26 protein-coding genes are annotated in these 20823 nt (G+C 71.5%); 9 read left to right on the forward strand and 17 right to left on the reverse strand.

The features are described from left to right. Position 1 precedes the first annotated feature (1 nt). Positions 2 to 775: a TetR/AcrR family transcriptional regulator C-terminal domain-containing protein gene (locus OG379_RS21315; RefSeq protein ID WP_405664736.1), complete on the forward strand. Its 774-nt coding sequence runs from the start codon at positions 2 to 4 to the stop codon at positions 773 to 775. After that, a complete protein-coding gene (locus tag OG379_RS21320) occupies positions 772 to 1416 on the forward strand; it encodes a TetR/AcrR family transcriptional regulator (RefSeq protein ID WP_405664737.1) in 645 nt (214 codons plus the stop codon). Before OG379_RS21315 ends, OG379_RS21320 begins: the two co-directional genes overlap by 4 nt. On the opposite strand, the gene OG379_RS21325 is transcribed toward OG379_RS21320, so the two are convergent. The 9 genes from OG379_RS21325 to OG379_RS21365 form a co-directional block, all read right to left on the reverse strand. Beyond that, complete coding sequence (locus OG379_RS21325) at positions 1385 to 2191, reverse strand: phosphotransferase enzyme family protein (protein WP_405664738.1); 807 nt, start codon at positions 2189 to 2191, stop codon at positions 1385 to 1387. The two genes, OG379_RS21320 and OG379_RS21325, sit on opposite strands and share 32 nt — an antisense overlap. Beyond that, positions 2188 to 2811, reverse strand: a complete 624-nt coding sequence (locus OG379_RS21330) for an HAD-IA family hydrolase (RefSeq protein WP_405664739.1) — start codon at positions 2809 to 2811, stop codon at positions 2188 to 2190. Before OG379_RS21330 ends, OG379_RS21325 begins: the two co-directional genes overlap by 4 nt. Next, positions 2808 to 3296, reverse strand: coding sequence for a TIGR03618 family F420-dependent PPOX class oxidoreductase (locus OG379_RS21335; RefSeq protein WP_405664740.1), 489 nt, complete (start codon positions 3294 to 3296; stop codon positions 2808 to 2810). Before OG379_RS21335 ends, OG379_RS21330 begins: the two co-directional genes overlap by 4 nt. A gap of 55 nt (positions 3297 to 3351) precedes the next feature. Then, positions 3352 to 4713 (reverse strand): MFS transporter, encoded by a 1362-nt coding sequence (locus tag OG379_RS21340; protein ID WP_405668604.1) that lies wholly within the window; start codon positions 4711 to 4713, stop codon positions 3352 to 3354. Positions 4714 to 4927: 214 nt separating this feature from the next. Then, positions 4928 to 5419, reverse strand: coding sequence for a MarR family winged helix-turn-helix transcriptional regulator (locus tag OG379_RS21345; protein ID WP_393757300.1), 492 nt, complete (start codon positions 5417 to 5419; stop codon positions 4928 to 4930). Between the two features lie 69 nt (positions 5420 to 5488). Then, entirely contained in the window at positions 5489 to 5824 is a 336-nt protein-coding gene (locus tag OG379_RS21350; RefSeq protein WP_405664741.1) for a deoxyxylulose-5-phosphate synthase, read from the reverse strand. 40 nt (positions 5825 to 5864) lie between these two features. Beyond that, positions 5865 to 6212: a hypothetical protein gene (locus tag OG379_RS21355; RefSeq protein ID WP_405664742.1), complete on the reverse strand. Its 348-nt coding sequence runs from the start codon at positions 6210 to 6212 to the stop codon at positions 5865 to 5867. Positions 6213 to 6263: 51 nt separating this feature from the next. Next, positions 6264 to 6857, reverse strand: a complete 594-nt coding sequence (locus OG379_RS21360) for a DinB family protein (RefSeq protein WP_405664743.1) — start codon at positions 6855 to 6857, stop codon at positions 6264 to 6266. Positions 6858 to 6994: 137 nt separating this feature from the next. Next, positions 6995 to 7516, reverse strand: coding sequence for an ATP-binding protein (locus tag OG379_RS21365; RefSeq protein ID WP_405664744.1), 522 nt, complete (start codon positions 7514 to 7516; stop codon positions 6995 to 6997). Between the two features lie 133 nt (positions 7517 to 7649). Here OG379_RS21365 and OG379_RS21370 point away from each other — a divergent pair, with 133 nt between their 5' ends. The 3 genes from OG379_RS21370 to OG379_RS21380 all read left to right on the forward strand — a co-directional run bounded on the left by OG379_RS21370 (position 7650) and on the right by OG379_RS21380 (position 9320). Further along, positions 7650 to 8156 carry a helix-turn-helix domain-containing protein gene (locus tag OG379_RS21370; protein ID WP_405664745.1) on the forward strand — a complete coding sequence of 169 codons (507 nt, stop codon included), beginning with the start codon at positions 7650 to 7652 and terminating at the stop codon, positions 8154 to 8156. A 28-nt stretch (positions 8157 to 8184) separates the two neighbouring features. Next, a complete protein-coding gene (locus tag OG379_RS21375) occupies positions 8185 to 8865 on the forward strand; it encodes a hypothetical protein (RefSeq protein ID WP_405664746.1) in 681 nt (226 codons plus the stop codon). 119 nt (positions 8866 to 8984) lie between these two features. Then, positions 8985 to 9320: a DUF2516 family protein gene (locus OG379_RS21380; protein ID WP_033298647.1), complete on the forward strand. Its 336-nt coding sequence runs from the start codon at positions 8985 to 8987 to the stop codon at positions 9318 to 9320. Here the strand turns inward: OG379_RS21380 and OG379_RS21385 are convergent. The 3 genes from OG379_RS21385 to OG379_RS21395 all read right to left on the reverse strand — a co-directional run bounded on the left by OG379_RS21385 (position 9302) and on the right by OG379_RS21395 (position 12947). Beyond that, positions 9302 to 10651: a PP2C family protein-serine/threonine phosphatase gene (locus tag OG379_RS21385; protein ID WP_405664747.1), complete on the reverse strand. Its 1350-nt coding sequence runs from the start codon at positions 10649 to 10651 to the stop codon at positions 9302 to 9304. The genes OG379_RS21380 and OG379_RS21385 overlap by 19 nt on opposite strands. A 256-nt stretch (positions 10652 to 10907) precedes the next feature. After that, positions 10908 to 11975, reverse strand: coding sequence for an NlpC/P60 family protein (locus tag OG379_RS21390; RefSeq protein WP_405664748.1), 1068 nt, complete (start codon positions 11973 to 11975; stop codon positions 10908 to 10910). Positions 11976 to 12161: 186 nt separating this feature from the next. Then, entirely contained in the window at positions 12162 to 12947 is a 786-nt protein-coding gene (locus OG379_RS21395; RefSeq protein ID WP_405664749.1) for a class I SAM-dependent methyltransferase, read from the reverse strand. 193 nt (positions 12948 to 13140) lie between these two features. Between OG379_RS21395 and mshA the strand changes: the two genes are divergently transcribed. Continuing rightward, the gene (gene mshA, locus OG379_RS21400) at positions 13141 to 14490 is read left to right on the forward strand and encodes a D-inositol-3-phosphate glycosyltransferase (protein WP_405664750.1); all 1350 of its coding nucleotides are present in this window, start codon (positions 13141 to 13143) and stop codon (positions 14488 to 14490) included. 49 nt (positions 14491 to 14539) lie between these two features. Continuing rightward, on the forward strand, positions 14540 to 15046 hold the full coding sequence (locus tag OG379_RS21405; protein ID WP_393757320.1) for a YbjN domain-containing protein: 507 nt from the start codon (positions 14540 to 14542) through the stop codon (positions 15044 to 15046). Positions 15047 to 15062: 16 nt separating this feature from the next. Here OG379_RS21405 and OG379_RS21410 read toward each other — a convergent pair whose 3' ends face one another. Continuing rightward, the gene (locus OG379_RS21410; protein ID WP_405664751.1) at positions 15063 to 16037 is read right to left on the reverse strand and encodes a phosphotransferase family protein; all 975 of its coding nucleotides are present in this window, start codon (positions 16035 to 16037) and stop codon (positions 15063 to 15065) included. A gap of 223 nt (positions 16038 to 16260) precedes the next feature. Between OG379_RS21410 and OG379_RS21415 the strand changes: the two genes are divergently transcribed. Further along, positions 16261 to 17040, forward strand: coding sequence for a hypothetical protein (locus tag OG379_RS21415; protein WP_405664752.1), 780 nt, complete (start codon positions 16261 to 16263; stop codon positions 17038 to 17040). 21 nt (positions 17041 to 17061) lie between these two features. On the opposite strand, the gene OG379_RS21420 is transcribed toward OG379_RS21415, so the two are convergent. The 4 genes from OG379_RS21420 to OG379_RS21435 form a co-directional block, all read right to left on the reverse strand. After that, the gene (locus OG379_RS21420; protein WP_104787806.1) at positions 17062 to 17304 is read right to left on the reverse strand and encodes a hypothetical protein; all 243 of its coding nucleotides are present in this window, start codon (positions 17302 to 17304) and stop codon (positions 17062 to 17064) included. Continuing rightward, the gene (locus OG379_RS21425) at positions 17301 to 17549 is read right to left on the reverse strand and encodes a hypothetical protein (RefSeq protein ID WP_393757326.1); all 249 of its coding nucleotides are present in this window, start codon (positions 17547 to 17549) and stop codon (positions 17301 to 17303) included. Before OG379_RS21425 ends, OG379_RS21420 begins: the two co-directional genes overlap by 4 nt. Positions 17550 to 17931: 382 nt before the next feature. Continuing rightward, complete coding sequence (locus tag OG379_RS21430) at positions 17932 to 18360, reverse strand: VOC family protein (protein WP_405664753.1); 429 nt, start codon at positions 18358 to 18360, stop codon at positions 17932 to 17934. 122 nt (positions 18361 to 18482) lie between these two features. Next, the gene (locus tag OG379_RS21435; RefSeq protein WP_393757333.1) at positions 18483 to 19244 is read right to left on the reverse strand and encodes a phosphoglyceromutase; all 762 of its coding nucleotides are present in this window, start codon (positions 19242 to 19244) and stop codon (positions 18483 to 18485) included. Between the two features lie 216 nt (positions 19245 to 19460). Here OG379_RS21435 and OG379_RS21440 point away from each other — a divergent pair, with 216 nt between their 5' ends. Next, positions 19461 to 20732, forward strand: coding sequence for an MDR family MFS transporter (locus OG379_RS21440; RefSeq protein WP_405664754.1), 1272 nt, complete (start codon positions 19461 to 19463; stop codon positions 20730 to 20732). The last annotated feature ends 91 nt before the right edge of the window (positions 20733 to 20823 follow it).

Below are 20823 nucleotides of genomic sequence, written 5' to 3' on the forward strand. Positions count from 1 at the left end.
GGTGACGGAGAACAGCAGCGCGTCGGGCGGCACGGGCCTGCCGGCCAGCATCGAGGCCGCGTGGGGACTGCGCGACCGGCCGGTCAAGGGACCGAAGCCCGGCCTGTCGCTGGACCGCATCGTCGCCGCGGCCGTGGAGGTGGCGGCGGCGGAGGGGCTCTCGGCCGTCTCCATGGGCCGGGTCGCCAAGGAACTGGGCGCCTCCACGATGTCGCTCTACCGCTACGTCTCCGCCAAGGAGGAGCTCTACGTCCTCATGCAGGACGCGGCCATGGGCCTCCCCGAACCGCTGCCCGCCCTGGAGGAGGGTGCGGGCTGGCGGGAAGCGGTCGGCCAGTGGGCGTGGGCCCAGCGCCGGATGTTCCAGCGCCACCTGTGGTCCCTGCGCATCCCGATCGCGGGCCCGCCGGCCAGCCCCCATTCGGTCGCCTGGTGGGAACAGGGCCTCCAGGCGCTGGAGGACAGCGGACTGGCCGAGGGCGACAAGATCTCCGCCATCCTCCTCATCTCGGGCTTCGTGCGGAACGAGGCCCTGCTGATGAGCGACCTCGCCGCCGCCGTCGAGGCGAAGGGTGTCCCGCCCACGGAGGTGATGGGGCAGTGGGAGCGGACGGTCCAGCGGCTCGTCGACCCCGTCCGCCATCCGGCGCTGTCCCGGCTGCTGGCCACCGACGTCCTGAGCGAACCGGACGAACCCGACTACGAGTTCGTGTTCGGTCTCGAACGGATCCTCGACGGTGTCGAGGCGCTCGTCGAGAAGAGCGCACCGTCATGAGCGCCGAGAGGATCAGCCTGCGCGAGCGGAAGAAGCAGCTGACCTACGAGGCCGTCTCCGAGGCCGCGATCTCGATGTTCCTCGAGCGGGGCTTCGACAAGGTCTCGGTGGCCGAGGTGGCGGCGGCGGCCGACATCTCGAAGCCGACGCTGTTCCGCTACTTCCCCACCAAGGAGGACCTGGTCCTGCACCGGTTCTCCGACCACGAGGACGAGGCCGCCCGTGTCGTCGAAGGCCGGCCGGACGGCACCACCCCCCTGGACGCGCTGCGCCACCACTTCCTCGACGGCCTGGAACGCCGCGACCCGGTGACCGGGCTCTGCGACCACCCCAACGTGCTGGTCTTCCACCGGCTGCTCTACGGGACCCCGTCGCTCGTCGCCCGCCTGTACGCCTACCAGGGTCGCTCCGAGGCCGCGCTCGCCCGCGCCCTCGACCCCGGCACCCCGGTGGCGGCGCGGCTCGCGGCGGGCCAGATCATCGCCGTACTGCGGATCCTGGCCGAGGAGAACTGGCGGCGGATCGACGCGGGGGAGAGCACCGGCCAGGTGTACGCGGACGCGGTGGAGGCCGCAGGCCTGGCCTTCGCCCAGCTGGAGAACGGGCTGCTCACGCCCCGTCCCGGAGAAGCCCCTCGGTGAACACGGCACGGTGCGCGGCCAGCCATGCCTGGTGGCGGTCCCAGCGCTCCCAGCCGCCGCGTGCCGCGAGGGCGCGCACATAAAGGGGGTCGCCGTCGCGTACCCGCCGCTCGGTGAAGGCGCGGGCCGCCGCCGCGGCCTGCTCGATCGCCGGGAGGAGAGCGGTGCGGTCCTCGGTCGTCAGGCCGTAGCCGTCGGCGAGGACGCGGAGCCGGTGCGCCGTGCCGGGATCCTCCGCGAATATCGGCACCCAGTAGCGCGCGGCCGTCGCGACGTCCCAGAGCGGACGGCCGGGAGCGGCCAGGTCGAAGTCGATGAGGGCGGCGGCGTGGCCCTCGCGGAAGACCACGTTCTCCGGACAGACGTCGTTGTGGCACAGGATCAGGGCGGTGTCCGGCGACGAGGCGGCCTCCGGGTCGGCCAGTTCGGCCGGCCACGGGACGGCGCGGTCCACCGGCAGGGAGGCGGACGCCCGGTGCAGCCGCCGCAGCAGTACGCCGACCGAGTGGAGCGCCTCGTCCGTGAGCGACCAGGGCGGGAAGGGCGGGAGCGGCACATCGCCGGGGATGTAGCCGAGCCGCTCGCGCAAGCCGTCACCGCTCGTCCCCAGAGGCGTCGGGGCGCCGTCGAAGCCCGCGGCGGCCAGCGCCCTCAGGTGCGTGTGGAGTGCGGGGGTGTGCGGCTGGGCCGGTCGCTCGACCGTGTCCCCCCGGCGGACGACGGCGCCCGGGTGGGTCATGCCGCCGTGCAGTACTTCGCCTTCGTCCTCGCTCATGCCTCTCCCGGAGTGATGCCGAACGGCCCGTGCAGATCGGCCGGTTCGCGGAAATGTACGCCGGTCATGCCGAGCGCGACGGCCGCGTCGACGTTCTCCCGGCTGTCGTCCACGAAGAGGCACCGGTCCATCGGCACCCCGGCCCGTGCGGCGGCGATCCGGTAGATCGCGGGGTCCGGCTTGGCGACCCCCTCGACGGCGCTGCTGACCACATGGTGGGCCAGGTCCGTGAGCCCCAGGGAAGCGAGGTCATCGGCCAGCCGGGGTGTGGCGTTGGTGACGAGCACCAGCGGTACGCGGGCCCGTATGCGGCGCAGCAGGGCGACGACCGATCCGTCCGCCCGGAACGGCGCCTCCGCGAGCGCCCTGCCCAGCTCCCGGGCCTCGGCCTCGCCGACCCGGCGGGCGAGAGCGAGCGCGATGGTCCCGGTCCACTCCTCCAGGGTGATCCGGCCGAGGAGGAGCGGGAGGTCGACCTCGGGGGCGTACGCGATGTCCTCCGTGGTGCCCTCCGGCAGACCGGCCGCCCGCTCCAGTGCGGCCAGGTGCGTCACGTCGTAGTGGCGGACCACGTTGTCGAGGTCGCACAGCACGGCGTCGTAGGCCAGGTCGTGCGTCACCGCTCGGCCTTCTCCGTCACGTCCAGGGCGGCTCCGTACAGCCTCGACACCCGGAGCCTGATCACCACGCGGTGCTCGGCCACGGCCTGCTCCAGGAAGGCGCGTTCGTCCGCGGGGTCGTCGAAATCCGGCGCCAGGGAGAGGAGTTCCCGTCCGACGGCGTCTCCGGCCGTCACGGTCGGCTCCGACACCTCCGCCAGGCCCTCGGCCACGGCGAACGACCAGACGTCGCCGCTGTCGACATGCAGGGAGGCATGAGGGTTCCGCCGCAGGAGGCGGGTCTTGAGGCGGCCCTCGGTGGAGGAGACGCGCAGGACGCGCTCGTCGGCGTCCCAGCGGTACAGCACGGTCGACAGGTGCGGATGACCTGTGGAACGGACCGCTGCGAGCACTCCGAACTGCTGGTTCCGGAGGATCCGGGAGAGCGCCCGGTCGGTGAGGGTGCGGGGCGCGGGCCCGCTCTTCGTCTCGTCGGTGGTGTTCACGGTGTGTACCTTTCGGAGTTCGGAGTTCGGGGCTCGGGGCTCGGAGTCCGGTGCCTCAGGGGCGGGTTGTCGCGGAGCCCGAGGGCCGCAGGACGAGGAACGCCACGGCGAAGGCGGCGACGAGCAGTCCGGTGCCGACGGTGAACGCGAGCTGGTAGCCGCCGGTCAGCGCCTCTGCCCGGGGGTGGCCTTCGCCGAGCAGCCGGTCGGTCCGGGACGCCGCCAGTGTGGTCAGCACGGCGACGCCCATGGCCATGCCGATCTGCTGGGTGGTGTTGAAGACCCCCGAGGCGAGCCCGGCGTCGTCCTTGCCGGCACCGGACATCCCGAGGGACGTCAGTGCGGGCAGCGCCAGGCCGAAGCCGGCCGCGAGGAGCATCACGGGGAGCACGTCGGTGACGTACCGCGCGTCCGCGGGGATCCGGGTGAGGAACCCGAGGGCGCCGATCAGCAGGACGATGCCGGTCAGCAGCACGGCGCGCTCGCCGAACCGGGCGTTCAGCCGGGCCGACACGCCGAGGGAGACGCCGCCGATGACGACGGCGGCGGGGAGCATGGCGAGACCGGTCTCGGCGGCGCCGTAGCCGAGGACGTTCTGCAGGTGCAGCGCGACGATGATCTGGAACGAGAACAGCGCGGCCACCATGAGGACCTGGACCAGATTGGCCCCGGCGACACTGCGGGAACGCAGAATCCGCAGGGGCATGAGCGGGGTACGGGCGGTGGCCTGGCGTACGACGAACGCTCCGAGCAGCGCGAGCGCGACCGCCCCGAGGCCGAGCGTGGGCGGTGAGATCCAGCCGTACTCCTCGACCTTGACCACCGTGTAGATCCCCAGCATCAGCCCCGCCGTCACGAGAGCGGCCCCGATGACGTCGGCGCCGGCGGCGAGCCCGGGGCCACGGTCGGCGGGCAGGACCCGGCGGGCGACCAGGAGGGACGCCACACCGATCGGCAGGTTGATGAAGAAGATCCAGTGCCAGCTGAGGGCATCGGTGAGAATTCCGCCGAGCACCTGCCCGACGGACGCGCCCGCGGCGCCGGTGAACGAGAACACGGCGATGGCCCTGGCCCGTTCGCGGGGTTCGCCGAAGAGGGTGATGAGGATGCCCAGCCCGACGGCGGAGGCCATCGCGCTGCCGACCCCCTGGAGGAAGCGGGCGGCGATGAGCGTCGCGGGGGTCGTGGCCGCACCGGCCAGCAGGGAGGCGACGGTGAAGACGGCGGTGCCGGCCAGGAAGACGCGGGTGCGGCCGATCAGGTCGCCGATCCGGCCCGCGAGCAGGAGCAGGCTGCCGAAGGCGATCAGGTAGGCGTTGACCACCCAGCTGAGGCCGGCGGAGGTGAACCCCAGGTCGCGCTGGATGGTGGGCATGGCCACCGTGACGATCGAGCCGTCGAGGGTGAGCGTGAGCATCCCCGCGGCGATCACCGCGAGGGCGAGACCACGGTGGCGGACGGTCGCCCCGGACGCGGTGGGTTCGGCGGTGGCGGGTCCGGAAGTGGTGCCACCGGGGCGGCCTTGCGAGGCATCAACAGCCATCGGTCTTCTCCTGTCGGACGGGTCGACAAGAGAGACCGTAACAGATGGTTCTGTTGCGGACTATCTTTTACGGTCCAGTTCGAAGTGATTACCCCTGCCCCTGGCGCGCCCGCCGGACCGGCCGGGGGTTCTCGGAGGGGGTCGCCAGGTGACCCGTGGCCAGCTGGTTCAGCGCGCGCAGCAGTGCCTCGCGGTCTCCGTCGGGAAGCGCCCCCAGGGCCTCCTGGTGCACCCGGTCGACGATTTCCTGGCTCTGTGCGGCGACCCGGGCGCCTTCCTCGGTGACGGCGATGATCCGGGCCCGCCGGTCGCGGCTGGAGGGGCGCCGCTCCGCCAGCCCCGCGCTCTCCAGGGCGTCCACGGTCACCACCATCGTGGTCTTGTCCATGTCGCCGATCTCGGCGAGCTGGATCTGCGTGCGCTCCTCCTCCAGGGCGTGGACGAGGACGCAGTGCATGCGTGCGGTCAGCCCGATCCCGTCCAGCGCGGCCGCCATCCGGGTCCGCAGGACGTGGCTGGTGTGGTCGAGGAGGAAGGACAGGTCGGGTGACGTGCGGGCGGTGGGGGTGAGGGCGGTCATGCCGACCAGCGTAACAATTCGTACCGTGGCAGATCGTCCGCAAGGGGACGTTAGCGCCTCCGGGCGCTCCTACTGCGGCAGCTCGCGCCGGAGCAGGGACTCCGCGAACGGCTCCCCGCTTCTCTCCGCGTAGGCCATGCGCTCCTTCACCTCGCGCAGCGTGCGCGGGCGGTAGCCCGGTCCGTCGCTGCAGCCCGCGTGGAAGCGGACCCCTGCGTTCAGCAGCACCGAGAGCGTGCGCCACGCCGCGGTGTCCCGCCGCCTCGGTGCCGCGAAGGCGGAGCCGACATGGACCAGCGCCTCGGCGCACCGGGGGCAGACGCGGTCCGTCCGCTCCCGGTCGTAGGGCTGCTTGTACGAGGCCCGGCACGGCAGGCAGACGTACGAGGTCTTGGACGGAGGCATGCGGCCAGGGTAGGGCGCGCGTCCCCGCGGTTCGACCGGTTTACGCGCCCCAGGCCCGGCGTCCGCGCCTGCGCCACGGGCGGCCGGCCCGGCGCCGCAGCGGCCGCCGGCTCCGCGGGCGTCCGCCCGACGACGGACCGCCGCCGCGGCCGGTCTCCCACGGGTGGTCGGGCGAGAGCAGCGGGGCCTTGCGCTCGGCCTGCGCCCGGATCTCGTGGTGGGCGTCGTGGGCGGTCACCCGGAACGCCTCGTCGTAGGACGCCAGCGCCGCGCTGATCGCCGCCCCCGCGGTCCCGCGCCGCCGGACGTGGGACGCCAGCCACCTGAAGAGGCCCATGACGGCGGCGAGCGCGCCCGCGAGTACGAGCAGTGGCAGGAGGTCGCTCATGAGGCCGACGCTACGGGACCGGCGGCCCCGCCCGGCCTCCGTCCCGCGGTGTCACGCATCCCGGTCGGCTTCACGGGCCGCGCGCTCCAGCCGGTTCCGGTGGTCCGCCCACCACGCGGCGTCGCCCGGCGGGATGCTGTCGTTGCCCTCGCTCATCCCCACGGCGCCGTCGATGAGTTCCCGGACGATGTCGGCGTGCCCGGCGTGCCGGTGCGTATCGCCGATCACGCGGACCACGGCATGGTGCAGTGTCACCCGGGCCCGGTGGCTCGGCCACCACGGGACGGTGCCGACCGCGTCCAGCGGCAGTGCGTCGAGCGTCGCGTCCGCGTGGGCCCAGGCCCGGCGGTAGAGCCCCACGATCTGCTCACGTGACTCGTCCGCGGTCGCCCACATGTCCGCGTTGGGCTCGGCCCCTTCCTCGACCCACGGCAGCGCCTCGCCGGACGGCCGCCCGAACGTGTCGCCGAGGTAGCCCAGTTCCACACTCGCCACGTGCTTGACCAGGCCCAGGATGTTGGTGCCGGTCGGCGTCAGGGGGCGTCGTGCGTCGTACTCGGAGAGCCCTTCGAGCTTCCAGAGCAGCGCGTCACGGGCCGACTGCAGGTAGAAGTGGAGGTCGGCCTTGGCGTCAGGTGCGGTCATGCCGCCCAGCCTCCCCCGCCGGAGCCGCCCCGCGGAAGCCCGTCGCGGGGACGGCCTCCCGTCGTTGGGAGGTTGCGGACGGGGCGTGGCCGCATATGCCCGATTCGGGCGTCCGTAACTTCCCGACGACCTGCGGCTCAGCCGACCGCGGAGCCTGCGATTTGTTGTGCGGCTTGAGCAGGGGTGAGGTTCGTGGTGTCGATCACCTCGGCCTCGTCGTGCAGCCAGGTGTGCGCCGCCTCGGCGTAGGGCTCGAGGTACTGGAGGCGGAACGTGGAGGGGCCGAGGGCGAGGTCCCCCTCGATGCGGCCGCGCAGGGTGTCCTGGTCGGCGTGGAGGACGAAGTGCCGCACCGGGATCCCGTGCTGGGCGAGGCCCGCGCTGATCTCGCGCCAGTACTGCTCGACCAGGACGGTCATGGGCATCACCAGGGTGCCGCCGGCGTAGTCGAGTACGTGGCGGGCGGTCTCGACCACGAGGGGCCGCCACGGCGGCCAGTCCTGGAAGTTGCCCGTCCAGGGCAGCCCCGGCGTGATGTCCATGAGCGTCTCGCCGACCTTCTCGGCGTCGAAAACCCGCGAGTCCGGGATCAGCTGCTGCACGAGTGCGCTCGTCGTCGTCTTGCCGGCGCCGTGGGTGCCGTTGAGCCATACGATCATGGGCCGACGCTAGCGCCGCGGGGGCCTGGGAGGCGGGCGGGGCAGGGCTTCGGGACGCCGCTGTGACATGACGCGGAACACTTTTGCAAGCATGCGCTTGCAATAGTTAGCAAGGGTGTTGCAGTATCGACCCATGGCATCACTCAACGTCGGCAATCTCGGCGAGTACCTGCGTGAGCAGCGGCGTACCGCGCAGCTCTCCCTGCGGCAGCTCGCCGACGCCGCCGGGGTGTCCAATCCGTATCTCAGCCAGATCGAGCGCGGACTGCGCAAGCCGAGCGCCGAGGTGCTGCAGCAGGTCGCCAAGGCCCTGCGGATCTCGGCCGAGACGCTCTACGTGCGGGCCGGGATCCTCGATGAGCGGGAGCGGGAGGAGCTGGAGACACGGGCGGTCATATTGGCCGATCCGTCGATCAACGAGCGGCAGAAGAACGTGCTGCTGCAGATCTACGACTCCTTCCGCCGGGAGAACGGTTTCGATGTCGCGCCCGACACCGGCGCCGAGTTCCACGGTGTCGCCGACGCGGAGAGCAGAATCGATGCCGACGCGGAAAGCGGTGCCGACGCGGACGGTGCCGGTCCGGATGCCCGCGGCCCCCGCACGGCCGGCGGCAGTGATGCAGACCCACCAGCGAACTGACTTCTGATGATCCGGGAGGACCACAGTCATGGCCATCACCGATGACCTGCGTAAGACCCTCACCGACCCCACCCCCCTCTACTTCGCCGCCGGCACGGCCGACCTCGCCGTGGAGCAGGCGCGCAAGGTCCCCGCTCTGCTCGACCAGCTCAGGGCCGAGGCGCCCGAGCGGATCGAGGCCGTGCGCAACACCGACCCGAAGGCCGTCCAGGAGCGGGTCACCACGCAGGCCAAGGAGGCTCAGGCCACCGTGCAGGCGAAGGTGACCGAGGTCTTCGGCGCGCTGGACACCGACCTGAAGAAGTGGGGCGAGACCGCCCAGGACCTGGCGCTGCGGAGCGTGGGTGTGGCCGCCGAGTACGCGGTCCGCGCCCGGGAGACGTACGAGAAGGTCGCCGAGCGCGGCGAGCAGAGCGTGCGGACGTGGCGCGGCGAGACGGCCGATGAGATCGTCGAGATCGCCGCCGTCGTCGAGGCGGAGCCGAAGTCCGTGCCGAAGCAGAAGTCGGAGGCGGCGGCCAAGCCGGTGACCCCTGCCAAGCCCGTGACCCCTGCGAAGCCGGTCGCCGCGAAGCCGGTGGCGCCTGCCGCGAAGAAGCCCGCGCCGAAGGCCGCCGAGTCCAAGGCCGCGCCCGCCGCGACGCCGAAGAAGACGGCGCCCGTGCGCAATCCCGCGGCGAAGAAGACGACCCCGCCCTCCGCGAAGTAGACGGAAGCGGCGGCCCTGGGTTGCCGGAAGAACGGGCCGGGCACCTTTGGGGGTGCCCGGGTCGTTGTCCCGGTACCTTGGCCGCGAGGCGCTCATCCACTGACTAGGCGGTGCTCACCGTGTTGCTCGAAGCATTCGGCTCGTTCCTCCAGCTGCTGTACCTGGCCATGCTCGTCCTGGCCGTGGTCGCGCTGGTCTTCGCCGTGACGGCGCGGGAGGACGCCTACCGGGCCGCGGACAAGCAGAAGAAGTCCTTCTGGCTGATCATCCTCGGCGTCACGGTCTTCGTGAACCTCGTCATCCCGATCCTGTTTCTGCAGATCGCGGGCGTGATCGCGTCCATCGTATTCATGGTCGACGTCCGGCCGGCGATCAAGGCCGTATCGGGTGGCGGCGGCCGCCGCGGAGGCTCCAGCAGCGACGGACCGTACGGCCCCTACAACGGCGGGCGCTGAGCGCTCGCCGACGAGGCGGCACCGGGGCGGGAGCGCGACGCGCTCCTGCCCCTCCGTCGTATCCGGGCCTCGTCGCGTTCCAGCAGGAGGACCGCCACGTCGTCGGTCAGCTCGCCGCCGTTCAGCTCCTGCACCTGGGTGACCGCCGCCTCCAGCAGGGCCTCGCCGCCGAGCCCCTGGTCCAGCCGGCCGTTGATCATGGCGACCATGCCGTCCTGGCCCAGCCGCTGGGTGCCCTCCTGCCCGACGCGCCCTTCGATGAGCCCGTCGGTGTACATCATCAGGCTCCAGGAGCCCCCGAGCTCGACCTGCCGGCGCGGCCACCGGGCGTGCGGCAGCAGGCCGAGGGCCGGGCCGCCGTCCTCGTACGGGAGCAGGTGCGCCGCCCGTCCCTGGCGGGCGATGAGCGGTGCGGGGTGGCCCGCGATGCACAGGCCGGCGCGGCGGCCGTCGGGAGCGATGTCGATGGTGCAGAGGGTCGCGAAGATCTCCTCGCTCTGCCGCTCGTGCTCCAGGACCTGCTGCAGCGTGGAGAGCAGGGCGTCGCCGCAGAGCCCGGCCAGCGTGAGTGCCCGCCAGGCGATACGCAGCTCGACGCCGAGCGCCGCCTCGTCCGGGCCGTGTCCGCAGACGTCGCCGATCATCGCGTGGACCGTGCCGTCCGGTGTGCGGACCGTGTCGTAGAAGTCCCCGCCGAGCAGGGCACGACTGCGGCCCGGCCGGTAGTGGGCGGCGAAGGCGAGATCGGAGCCGTCGAGGAGCGGGGTGGGCAGCAGTCCGCGTTCCAGCCGGGCGTTCTCCTGGGCGCGCAGCCGGGACTCGGTCAGCTGGTGCTGGGCGGTGTCCGCGCGCTTGCGCTCCACGGCGTACCGGATGGCGCGGCTGAGGAGACGCCCGTCGAGCTCGTCGCGGAAGAGGTAGTCCTGGGCCCCGACCCGTACGGCCTCGGCGGCCCGCTCGGCGTCGTCCTCCGCGGTGAGGGCGAGGACGGCGTGGCGCGGCGCGATGCGCAGGACGTGCTTGAGGGCGGCGAGCCCGTCCGGCCGGCCGGGTTCTTCGTCCCGGCCGTCGGCGCGCGCGCCGGCGGGCAGCGCGGCAGCCTCCAGGTCGAGGTCGAGCAGGATGCAGTCGACGTCGTCGGTGAGCAGCCGTCCGGCCTCGGTGAGGTTACGGGCGGTACGGACGCGGACCCGGGCCCCGGTCGTGGACGACAGCTCGGGGACGGCGAAGGTGCCCGCAGGGTCGTCCTCGATCACCAGGAGTGTGAGGTCGGCGCCATGAGTGGTCTCCGCAGCGGGAACGGCACGTTGCTGCGGTACGGGTACGGGCATCGGTTCGGGTTTCCTTCCCTCCCCCCGAGGGCGCGGCGGGACGACGATCGACGACCCGCCGACGGGGACGATAGCGGTCCGCGGCAGGGGAACGGAATGGCGTCTGCCGATGATCCTTTGTCATATGCGCGGCCATAAGCCGCTTCCCGCCACGGATCCGGCGGGATGGGCGCGCACGAAACGGACATGAGGCCATGACGAACATCACGCGCTCGACACGCACTGCGCACAATTCCCCGGGCCGCCCCGGGAAGGCCTACTTGTCGGGCCGGACCACGCCGAGGATCTGCATGGAGCCCGCGCCCGTCACTGTGACGTCCCGGCCGGGCCGGGGGGCGTGCACGATCGAGCCGTCGCCGACGTACATCCCGACGTGGCTGGCGTCGCTGTGGTAGATGATCAGGTCGCCGGGGCGCATGTCCTCGATGTCGATGTGGGGCAGCTGCCGCCACTGCTCCTGCGACGTCCGGGGGATCGGCTGCTTCGCCGCAGCCCAGGCCTGTGAGGTCAGCCCCGAGCAGTCGTACGAACCGGGGCCCTCGGCCCCCCATACGTACGGCTTGCCGATCTGGGCGGTCGCGAAGGCCACCGCCTGCTTCCCGGCGGCGCTCGCCTCGCGGTTGATGTCCTTGAGCGCGCCGGAGGAGAGCCAGGCCGCCTGCGCCGTGGAAGCGGCGTCCTTCTCCAGCTGGAGGAGCCTGGCCCGCTCCTCCTTCGCCAGCTGCGATTCGAGCTTCTCCGCCGCCGCGATCTGCGAGTCGATGCTCTTCTTGGCCTTGGCCTGCTTGACGCGGCCGGCCTCGATCTTCTCCAGGTTGAGGTTGGCGTCCTTGGTGTAGGTCTCCAAGTCCTCCTGGGCCTGCTCCAGTTCGGTCAGCATGCCCTTGGTGGCCTGCTGACCCTGCCTGGCCTGGTTGATGCCGTCCATGAAGAGGTCCGGATTGCCGCTCAGCATCAGCTGCGCGCCCGGGGGGAGTCCGCCGTTGCGGTACTGCTCGCGGGCCTGGGCGCCTGCCCTGTCCTTGAGTTCGGCGATCTTCGCCTGGCCGTCGGCGATCGACTTCGTCAGCCGGACGATCTCGCTGGACTGCTTCTTCGACTGCTCCTCGGCGAGGTTGTACGCGTCCGTGGCCGCCCCGGCCTTGCGGTAGAGGGTGTCGATCTCCTCGCGGACCTCCTCGAGGCTCTTCTTCGGGGAGGCGGAGGAGGTGGCTGTCGGGCTGGGCTCGGGTACCGGGGCCGCCATGGCCTGGACCGGCGCGGTCAGCAGGGCCAGTGCGCAGACCAGGGTGATCGCGGCAGCGGCACAGTGGCGTCGGTTCACAAGCTCCCCCTCCGGGCGAAAGGCAACGAAAGCCGTATCGCTCACATCTGACTTACCGTCAGTAACAATTCCGTGACGACGCGATCGTGCCATGTTGTCCCGTGAAGCAACAGAGGTCCGCGTCACCCTCCCCGTCACACAGGGGGACGAACGGTGATCCGCCGGTGTTCCCGGATCCAGTGTTGTTCACCCCGTGGCCGGCCGCAGCGCGGACCAGCGCACCGTGATCTCGCCCTGCCGCCACCTTCGTACGCCGTCCGTCAGGGGCCAGTCGGTCGAGACCGCGCGGACCGCCGCGATCCAGCGCTGCCGCGCGCCCAGGGACGCGTAAGGAGAGGCCGTGGCCCAGGCGCGGTCGAGGTCCCGCAGGAAGGCGTGGACGGGTTCGCCCGGCACATTGCGGTGGATCAGGGCCTTCGGGAGGCGCTCGGCCAGATCGGAGGGGCGGTCCAGCGAGCCGAGCCGGGTCGCGAAGGTGACCGTGCGCGGGCCTTCCGGGCCGAGCGCGACCCACACGTGCCGGCGGCCGATCTCGTCGCAGGTGCCCTCGACCAGCAGGCCGTCCGGGGCGAGCCGTGCGCACAGCCGCTGCCAGACCGCGGCGACCTCACCCTCGTCGTACTGGCGCAGCACGTTCGCGGCCCGGATGAGGAGCGGCCGGCCGGCGGTGGGGATCTCGAAGCCGCCGTGCACGAAGGTGAGGCCCTCGCGCTCGTACGGCTGCGCCGCCGCGACCCGGGCGGGATCGATCTCGACGCCCACGACCGCCGTGCGCGGCTCGGCGGTGCGCAGTCGCTCCAGCAGCTCGACGGCGGTCCAGGGGGCGGCGCCGTAGCCGAGATCGACCGCGACGGGCGCGTCGCTGCGGCGCAGTGCGGGGCCGTGGGTGGCGGCGATCCAGCGGTCCATGCGGCGCAGCCGGTTGGGGTTGGTGGTCCCGCGGGTCGCGGTGCCGATGGGGCGCTGGTGCATGCAAGGGAGCGTATGCGAAGCCCCGGCGGGCAGACGCGGGAGCAGCGGGGCGCGGGAGCGGTCGTCCGGCGCGCCGGAGAGTTCGCAATGTTTTGGCAAAGTGGAAATGAAAGGCGGGGTTCCGCTGTTTTGGCACTTCGAAGGGGTCGTGTGCCCTGTACGTGTCATGCCCTGAGCGAGGAGGAGCGGACCCGTGAGCCAGTACGTCTCCCGGCTCGGCAGCAGCCGTGCGGCACCCCGTATCCGCTTCCCGGGCACCTTCGCCGGACACCGTAAGCCGCGCCGTGTCGCGATGCTCTCCGTGCACACCTCTCCGCTGCACCAGCCCGGCACGGGCGACGCCGGCGGTATGAACGTCTACATCGTGGAGCTGGCCAGGCGCCTCGCCGCGATCGGCATCGAGGTCGAGATCTTCACCCGGGCCACCACCGGCGGGCTGCCCCCGACGGTCGAACTGGCTCCCGGAGTCCTGGTCCGGCACGTCGACGCGGGGCCCTACGAGGGCCTCGCCAAGGAAGAGCTGCCCGCACAGCTCTGTGCCTTCACCCACGGCGTGATGCAGGCGTGGGCAGGTCAGCGGCCCGGTTACTACGACCTGGTCCACTCCCACTACTGGCTCTCCGGCCAGGTCGGCTGGCTCGCCGCACAGCGCTGGGGTGTCCCGCTCGTCCACGCCATGCACACCATGGCGAAGGTCAAAAACGCCGCGCTCGCCGAGGGCGACACCCCCGAGCCGGCCGCCCGCGTCATCGGCGAGACCCAGATCGTGCACGCCTCCGACCGGCTCATCGCGAACACCGCGGGCGAGGCCGACGAGCTCGTCCGCTTCTACGACGCGGACCCGGCGTCCGTCGCCGTCGTGCACCCCGGGGTGAACCTGGAGCGCTTCCGCCCCGGCGACGGACGCGCCGCCGCGCGCGCCCGCCTCGGGCTGCCGCAGGACGCGCTGATCCCGCTGTTCGCGGGGCGCATCCAGCCGCTGAAGGCCCCGGACGTGCTGCTGCGGGCCGTCGCCGTGCTCCTGGACCGTGACCCCTCGCTGCGTTCGCGCATCCTCGTACCCGTCGTCGGAGGGCCCAGCGGCAGCGGGCTCGCCAAGCCGGAGGGCCTCCAGAAGCTCGCCGCGCGCCTCGGCATCGCCGATGTCGTACGGTTCCACCCGCCGGTCGGCCAGGACCAGCTCGCCGACTGGTTCCGGGCGGCATCCGTCCTGGTCATGCCCTCGTACAACGAGTCCTTCGGGCTGGTCGCCATAGAGGCCCAGGCGGCCGGCACACCTGTGGTCGCGGCAGCGGTGGGCGGTCTTCCGGTCGCCGTACGGGACGGAGTCAGCGGCTTCCTGATCCCCGGCCACGACCCGGAGGCGTACGCACAGGCGCTGAGCCGCTTCGCGGACAGCGCGGAGCTGGCCGACCGGATGGGCGAGGCCGCGGCCGTGCACGCCCAGTCGTTCGGCTGGGACACGGCGGCGTCTGCCACCGCCGACGTGTACACGGCGGCCATGCACGACCACCGGCGCCGCGCCCGCGCACACCACGGCTGAGCGGAGGCGTCCGGCTGAGCGCGCGGACGCGTTGTCGTACGCTCGCACCATGGCTGACGTATCCGACGAGGCAGCAGCGGCGCAGGTCATCGAGGCGACGCTGAACGACGCGGAGCTCGAATGGGAGAGCCCCGGGCCCGGGAACTACGTCGTGAAGCTGCCCGGCACGCGCAAGCTGTCCACGACCTGCTCCCTGATCGTCGGGCAGCACTCCCTCTCCCTCAACGCGTTCGTCATCCGTCACCCCGACGAGAACGACGCGGCCGTGCACCGCTGGCTCCTGGAGCACAATCTCCGCCTCTTCGGGGTGAGTTACGCCATCGATCAGCTCGGCGACATCTATCTCGTCGGCAAGCTCCCCCTCTCGGTCGTCACGCACGACGAGCTCGACCGGCTGCTCGGCGCGGTCCTGGAGGCGGCGGACGGCGCGTTCAACCCTCTGCTGGAGCTGGGCTTCGCGAGCGCCATCCGCAAGGAGTACGCCTGGCGGGTGGAGCGCGGCGAATCGACGCGCAACCTGGATGCCTTCACGCATCTGACGCAGCGCCCCTCCTGAGGCCGGTCGCGGCGCGCTACACGAGTTCCTTCAGGGCCCTGACGAGCCTCGGCGCCACTTCGTTCCACGTCGTCTCCACCGCGTCGGGTCCCGCGCTCCGGGGCACCGTCTCGGTGAGCATGATCAGGTAGAGGTAGCTGCGGCAGAGGTCGATCCGGCGGCGTACGGACGGGGTGAACCCGAGCGGTGCGCCCGTCGCGGCCGCGTATCCCGCGAGGAAGTCCTGGTCCGTCTCCGGGTCTCCGAAGAGCGACGTGGAGACGAGATCGGCGACCGGATCGCCCCAGAACATCCGCTCACCGTCGACGACCCCTCCGATGCGCCGGGCGCCGGGCTCCCCGGTCACCAGGAGGTTCCCCTGCCAGAGGTCGAAGTGGACCAGGGCGGGCCGGGTGACCTCGTCCAGCACGTCCGACGCCCCGGCGAGCACCTCGCGGATCAGTCGCACGGGGTACGGCAGCCTCGCGCCGTACCTCTCGGCGTCGGCGAGCACGGCGTCCGTCATCGCCGTGAACGCCTGGCGCCAGGTGGGGGAGAGCGGCCCCAGGGGCTCGGCGGGATACCCGAAACCGCCGGGGCCCGTGACCCCGTGCAGCCGGCCGACGATGCTCCCGAACTCGGTACGCAGACCCCGTGTCTCGTCGGCAGTCAGGTCACCGGCGACGGCGCTCCAGGGCCGCCCCGGGCATGCGGTCATGACGACGTACGCCCCGGCCGGCGCCCCGGGGTCGAGCTCGCTGTGCACGACCTGCGGGATCGTGCCACCGGTCCCGGCGGCGGCGCCGTAGAAGGTGACCTCGTTGACGAGCAGGCGCTGTTCGTAGCTCAGCCCGGTGGTGTGCGCCTGAGGGACCTTCACCACCCAGTCCCTGCCGTCGCCGAAGGTCACGCGGGTGACGGTGTTGTACGTGCCCCCGGCGAGCGGCTCGACGGACGTGGGCTCGGGGGCTCCCACGGCTTCCAGTACGGCTGCTGTCGCGTCGACGGACACGGGCGGGTCCCCTCTGTGGCTCACCTGCGGAATCGGCCACCCCATAGGAGCTTCACAGAGTGATCACAGCGCAGTCACGATCACATCCCGTGACCGGTCGGGGCGATCATCGGACAGGTGTCCGATCGTAGAGTGTCCTGCACTGCCACAGCCCCCCGTAGCGGCCATGAATTACTGCCCGGGGAGGGGCTGTTGCTCCTTCAGACGGAGAGATGAACGAACCATGCGCGCCACCGCCGTACGCCGTACCGCCCTCGTCGCCGCCGCGGCGTCCATGACCCTGCTCGCCACCGCGTGCAGCGGCTCGGACTCCGACGCCAAGGGTGACGGCGGCACCTCGGGAGGCAAGGACGACACCGCCTCCAAGCCCGCCGCGGTCAAGGCGCTGACGTCGGCCGAGCTGGAGAAGGCGTCGCTGGAGCAGGGTGACGTCACGGGCCACAAGGTCTCGAAGACGGGCCCCGAGGACATCGCGCAGCCCGGGGACGTCACCGTCGACAAGAAGGAGTGCGAGCCGATCGGCTTCGCCTTCTACGGCGTGAAGCGGGGGACCCCGGCCGGAAACGCGGGGCGCAAGGTCGTCCAAGAGCCCAAGAAGGACGAGTCCGCCGACCCCGAGGACCTCCTCGCCGGCATGCTCGACATGACGTCGTCGCTGGTCACCCTGGCCTCGTACGAGGGCGACGGCGCGGCGAAGAGCATCGCCGAGCTCCGCGACTCCGCCGCCAAGTGCACCGGCGGGTTCACCCTCTCCATGAAGGGCTCGAAGCAGAAGGTCACCAAGCTGACCGAGGAGAAGGTGACCGGCGGCGAGGAGGCCCTCGCCTGGCGGGTGCAGATGGGAGAGGGCGACGAGGTGGCCCCCTTCAAGCTCGTGAGCCTGCGTCAGGGCGGCACGGTCGCCACCTTCTTCTCCTTCAACCTCGGCAAGACGGGCGCGGACGCCGACTTCGAACAGCCGACCGCGGTGATCGACGCACAGGTCAAGAAGCTCGGCGGCTGAGCCTTCGGCCGTCTCTCCGGGTCACGGCAGCGGCACGAGCCTGACCACGGTGACCGTCAGCACGGACCCGGAGACGTAGTAGAGGACGATGGCGCCGTACACCGTCGCCTCGCGGCGGTCGCGTTCACGTTTCACGGCGGACGAGGCGTGTCCGTAAGGATCCAGGGCCAGGGTGCGCGCCATCTCGTCCCGGAACGAGTCGCCGTCGCGCATCTTGGCCAGGGTGTCGTCGGCGGGCGGTGCGTACGAGATGCGGAAACTCAAGCGACGTTCCGCCTCTCGGCCTCGTCCTGCGCCAGCCGGTCCAGGATCTGTTCGGCCTCGGGATCGGGTACGGACTCGAGCATCCAGTGCCGCATGACGGCCTGGATCTCGTGCACCCCGGCGTCGTTGATCGCGTGGTCGAACTCCTCGCGTCTCTCCTCGGGCAGCGCGGCACGGATCGCCGGAATGCTGTTGGGCACCTCTACCTCGGTGCCGCCGACGAAGGTCTTCAGAGACTCGCCCATGATCGCTCTCCCCGATCTCCTTGCTCTCCGCGCCCCGCCTGCCTCTGCCGCCTACGGCGTGCGCCGGGGTAACGGGCAGGTGTAAAGGTCACGTTAGCGGGTGCCACCCCGCTGGGGTGCCTGACTGCCCGCCGGGCGGGGCGAGGTGCGCGTCGAGCTGCGCGACCTGGCCGGGCAGACCGGGGGCCTTCGCCGGACTTGAAGACACGCTGTTCGCTCCAGCGAGTTAACTGGCTTCCGTACCGGTGCCGTTGCGGCCTGTCGCGCGCTTCCGTCGGGACCGATCCTGCCGGCGGGATGCTCCCAGACATTCCGGTGATGGCCGTGGACCATGAACACGCAGGCCTTCTCCCCGCTCACCGCCCCGGAGATGCACGGGTGCTTACGTCACCGGCTGTCCGATCCCCAACATGTTGCCCTCGCTGTCGCGGAACCAGGCGCCGCGTTCACCCCTGGCACCCTTGCTCGGATAGTTGCCCTCGATGTCGGCAATGCCGTCCCGAGTACGGAGACCGGGCAGATCGACCGTCTCGAACTCCACGCCGCGTCGTTTGAGCTCCGACACCACAGCCTCGATGTCGTCGACCTGCCAGCCCATCTGGGTGAAGGTGCCGGGCGAGGCACCGACCGACCGGAACACGACGAACTCCGCGTCGCCGCACCGGTACAGCAGCCCGCCCGGGCGTTCGTCGACGGGCTCCAGGCCGAGCTTCTCGGAGTAGAACCGCCGCGCCCGCTCCAGGTCCTGCGCCGGCAGCCTGGTCGCGGGACTGCGCGCACCGGCCAGAAGGTTGCTGTCGTCTGCGTCCATGCCTTCACTCTGCCGTGGGCGGGACCCGATCCAAGGGAAGAGGCCCGGGTGATTTCCGCTGCCAGGACAGCGAAGAGCCCCCCACCCGCGGACGTACCGCAGGCAAGGGGCTCGCCGGAGGGTTACTTCTTCTTGCCCTGGTTCTTCACGGCCTCGATCGCGGCCTTCGCCGCGTCCGGGTCCAGGTAGGTGCCGCCCGGCTTCAGGGGGCGGAAGTCGGCGTCCAGCTCGTAGGCGAGCGGGATGCCGGTCGGGATGTTGAGGCCCGAGATGGCGTCGTCGGAGATGCCGTCCAGGTGCTTCACCAGGCCGCGGAGGCTGTTGCCGTGGGCGGCGACCAGGACGGTCTTGCCGTCGAGGAGGTCCGGGACGATGCCGTCGTACCAGTAGGGCAGCATGCGGGTGACGACGTCCTTGAGGCACTCCGTGCGGGGGCGCAGCTCCGGCGGGATCGTCGCGTAGCGGGCGTCGTCGCTCTGCGAGAACTCGGTGCCGTCCTCGAGGGGCGGCGGCGGGGTGTCGTACGAACGGCGCCAGAGCATGAACTGCTCCTCGCCGAACTCGGCGAGCGTCTGGGCCTTGTCCTTGCCCTGGAGGGCGCCGTAGTGGCGCTCGTTCAGGCGCCAGGAGCGGTGCACGGGGATCCAGTGGCGGTCCGCGGCTTCCAGCCCGAGCTGGGCGGTGCGGATCGCGCGCTTCTGGAGGGAGGTGTGCACGACGTCGGGGAGCAGGCCGGCGTCCTTGAGCAGCTCACCGCCGCGGACCGCCTCCTTCTCGCCCTTGTCGGTGAGGTCTACGTCCACCCAACCGGTGAACAGGTTCTTCGCGTTCCATTCGCTCTCGCCGTGGCGGAGGAGGATCAGCTTGTACGGTGCGTCGGCCATGGGTCCGAGCGTAATCGAACCCGCGCGCCCTACGCGCGCGCGGTCACAGGGCGGACCGGGGGAGGACAGGAGCGCGGGGCCGGGCGCGACTGTTGACGGGCGGCGTCAATCGAGTGGCAGCCGGGGACTCCGCTTTCGTAATGTTCGGATAGCCGTCGGGCCGCTTACACAGGCCGGCGGTTCATCCGTACACGCACGTCCCGGGGGAGTAGCCCTATGTCTGTCGCTGGTCTCGGAAAGGCGGCACACGAGACGGTCGCCGGCCTCCCCAGGGAGTTCTGGTGGTTGTGGACCAGCACGCTGGTCAACCGCCTCGGGGCGTTCGTCGCCACGTTCATGGCGCTCTATCTGACCCTGGACCGTGGCTACTCGGCCTCGTACGCCGGCCTCGTCGCCTCCCTCCACGGGCTCGGCGGGGTCGTGTCGTCCCTGGGTGCCGGGGTGATGACGGACCGGCTGGGGCGCCGCCCGACCATGCTGATCGCGCAGCTCTCGACCGCCGTGTCCGTGGCCGTGCTCGGCTTCATGGTCCATCCGGTGGCGATCGCCGGTGTGGCCTTCGTCGTGGGTATGGCCAGCAACGCGTCGCGGCCGGCCGTTCAGGCGATGATGGCCGACATCGTCCGGCCCGAGGACCGGGTGCGGGCCTTCTCGCTCAACTACTGGGCCATCAACCTGGGGTTCGCCGTCTCGTCGGCCGGGGCGGGGTTCATCGCCGAGTACAGCTATCTGGCGGGGTTCATGGGCGAGGCGGCCCTGACCCTGCTCTGTGCGGTCGTCGTCTTCCTCAAGGTGCCGGAGTCCCGCCCCGAGGTGGCGCCCCGGGCCGCCGGGAGCCGGGCACCGGACGACGTGCGGCTGGGTACGGTCCTGCGCGACGGGCGCTACATGGGTGTCGTCGGGCTGTCGTTCCTGGTCGCGCTGATCTTCCAGCAGGGGTACGTGGGTCTGCCGGTGGCCATGGGCACGGACGGGTTGTCCAGCTCCGACTTCGGCACGGCCATCGCCGTCAACGGTGTGCTGATCGTGGCCCTGCAGATCCCCGTCACCCGGTTCATCCAGCATCGCGACCCGCGCCGGCTGCTGATCCTCTCGTCCCTGATCGCGGGCTACGGCTTCGGGCTGACCGCCTTCGCGGGATCGGTCGGGGTGTACGCCCTGACGGTGTGTGTCTGGACCCTGGCCGAGATCGTCAACGCGCCGACGCAGACGGGCATCGTCGTGCAGTTGTCACCGGCCCACGGCCGGGGCCGCTACCAGGGCATGTACACGATGTCCTGGTCGGTGGCGGCGCTCGTAGCCCCGCTGATGTCCGGCTTCGTGATCGACCATTACGGAGCCGCCTGGCTGTGGGGTACCTGCGCGGTCCTGGGCACGGTGGCCGCGTTCGGCTACTGGCTGCTGATGCGGAACCTGGACCTGCCGGAGCCCGTGGTCGCCGCCTCTCCGGTGCCCGAGGACCGGGCGGTCGCCGAGCCCGCGGTCTGAGGAGCAGGGTGCCGCGGTCCGAGGAGCAGGTGCCTGCGGTCCGAGGAGCAGGAAAACGCGGCGCCGCTGCCCCGTGACGGACAGGCGTCCG

The sequence above is a fragment of the Streptomyces sp. NBC_01166 genome, assembly GCF_045039765.1.
GTDB lineage: Bacteria > Actinomycetota > Actinomycetes > Streptomycetales > Streptomycetaceae > Streptomyces.

Bases quoted from the DNA above. Each gene is read 5' to 3' on its own strand.
- OG379_RS21320 (WP_405664737.1), top strand. From the start codon at position 772: ATGAGCGCCGAGAGGATCAGCCTGCGCGAGCGGAAGAAGCAGCTGACC.
- OG379_RS21325 (WP_405664738.1), bottom strand. From the start codon at position 2,191: ATGAGCGAGGACGAAGGCGAAGTACTGCACGGCGGCATGACCCACCCG.
- OG379_RS21340 (WP_405668604.1), bottom strand. From the start codon at position 4,713: ATGCTCACGCTCACCCTCGACGGCTCGATCGTCACGGTGGCCATGCCC.
- OG379_RS21345 (WP_393757300.1), bottom strand. From the start codon at position 5,419: ATGACCGCCCTCACCCCCACCGCCCGCACGTCACCCGACCTGTCCTTC.
- OG379_RS21350 (WP_405664741.1), bottom strand. From the start codon at position 5,824: ATGCCTCCGTCCAAGACCTCGTACGTCTGCCTGCCGTGCCGGGCCTCG.
- OG379_RS21355 (WP_405664742.1), bottom strand. From the start codon at position 6,212: ATGAGCGACCTCCTGCCACTGCTCGTACTCGCGGGCGCGCTCGCCGCC.
- OG379_RS21360 (WP_405664743.1), bottom strand. From the start codon at position 6,857: ATGACCGCACCTGACGCCAAGGCCGACCTCCACTTCTACCTGCAGTCG.
- OG379_RS21365 (WP_405664744.1), bottom strand. From the start codon at position 7,516: ATGATCGTATGGCTCAACGGCACCCACGGCGCCGGCAAGACGACGACG.
- OG379_RS21370 (WP_405664745.1), top strand. From the start codon at position 7,650: ATGGCATCACTCAACGTCGGCAATCTCGGCGAGTACCTGCGTGAGCAG.
- OG379_RS21375 (WP_405664746.1), top strand. From the start codon at position 8,185: ATGGCCATCACCGATGACCTGCGTAAGACCCTCACCGACCCCACCCCC.
- OG379_RS21385 (WP_405664747.1), bottom strand. From the start codon at position 10,651: ATGCCCGTACCCGTACCGCAGCAACGTGCCGTTCCCGCTGCGGAGACC.
- OG379_RS21395 (WP_405664749.1), bottom strand. From the start codon at position 12,947: ATGCACCAGCGCCCCATCGGCACCGCGACCCGCGGGACCACCAACCCC.
- OG379_RS21405 (WP_393757320.1), top strand. From the start codon at position 14,540: ATGGCTGACGTATCCGACGAGGCAGCAGCGGCGCAGGTCATCGAGGCG.
- OG379_RS21415 (WP_405664752.1), top strand. From the start codon at position 16,261: ATGCGCGCCACCGCCGTACGCCGTACCGCCCTCGTCGCCGCCGCGGCG.
- OG379_RS21425 (WP_393757326.1), bottom strand. From the start codon at position 17,549: ATGGGCGAGTCTCTGAAGACCTTCGTCGGCGGCACCGAGGTAGAGGTG.
- OG379_RS21430 (WP_405664753.1), bottom strand. From the start codon at position 18,360: ATGGACGCAGACGACAGCAACCTTCTGGCCGGTGCGCGCAGTCCCGCG.
- OG379_RS21435 (WP_393757333.1), bottom strand. From the start codon at position 19,244: ATGGCCGACGCACCGTACAAGCTGATCCTCCTCCGCCACGGCGAGAGC.
- OG379_RS21440 (WP_405664754.1), top strand. From the start codon at position 19,461: ATGTCTGTCGCTGGTCTCGGAAAGGCGGCACACGAGACGGTCGCCGGC.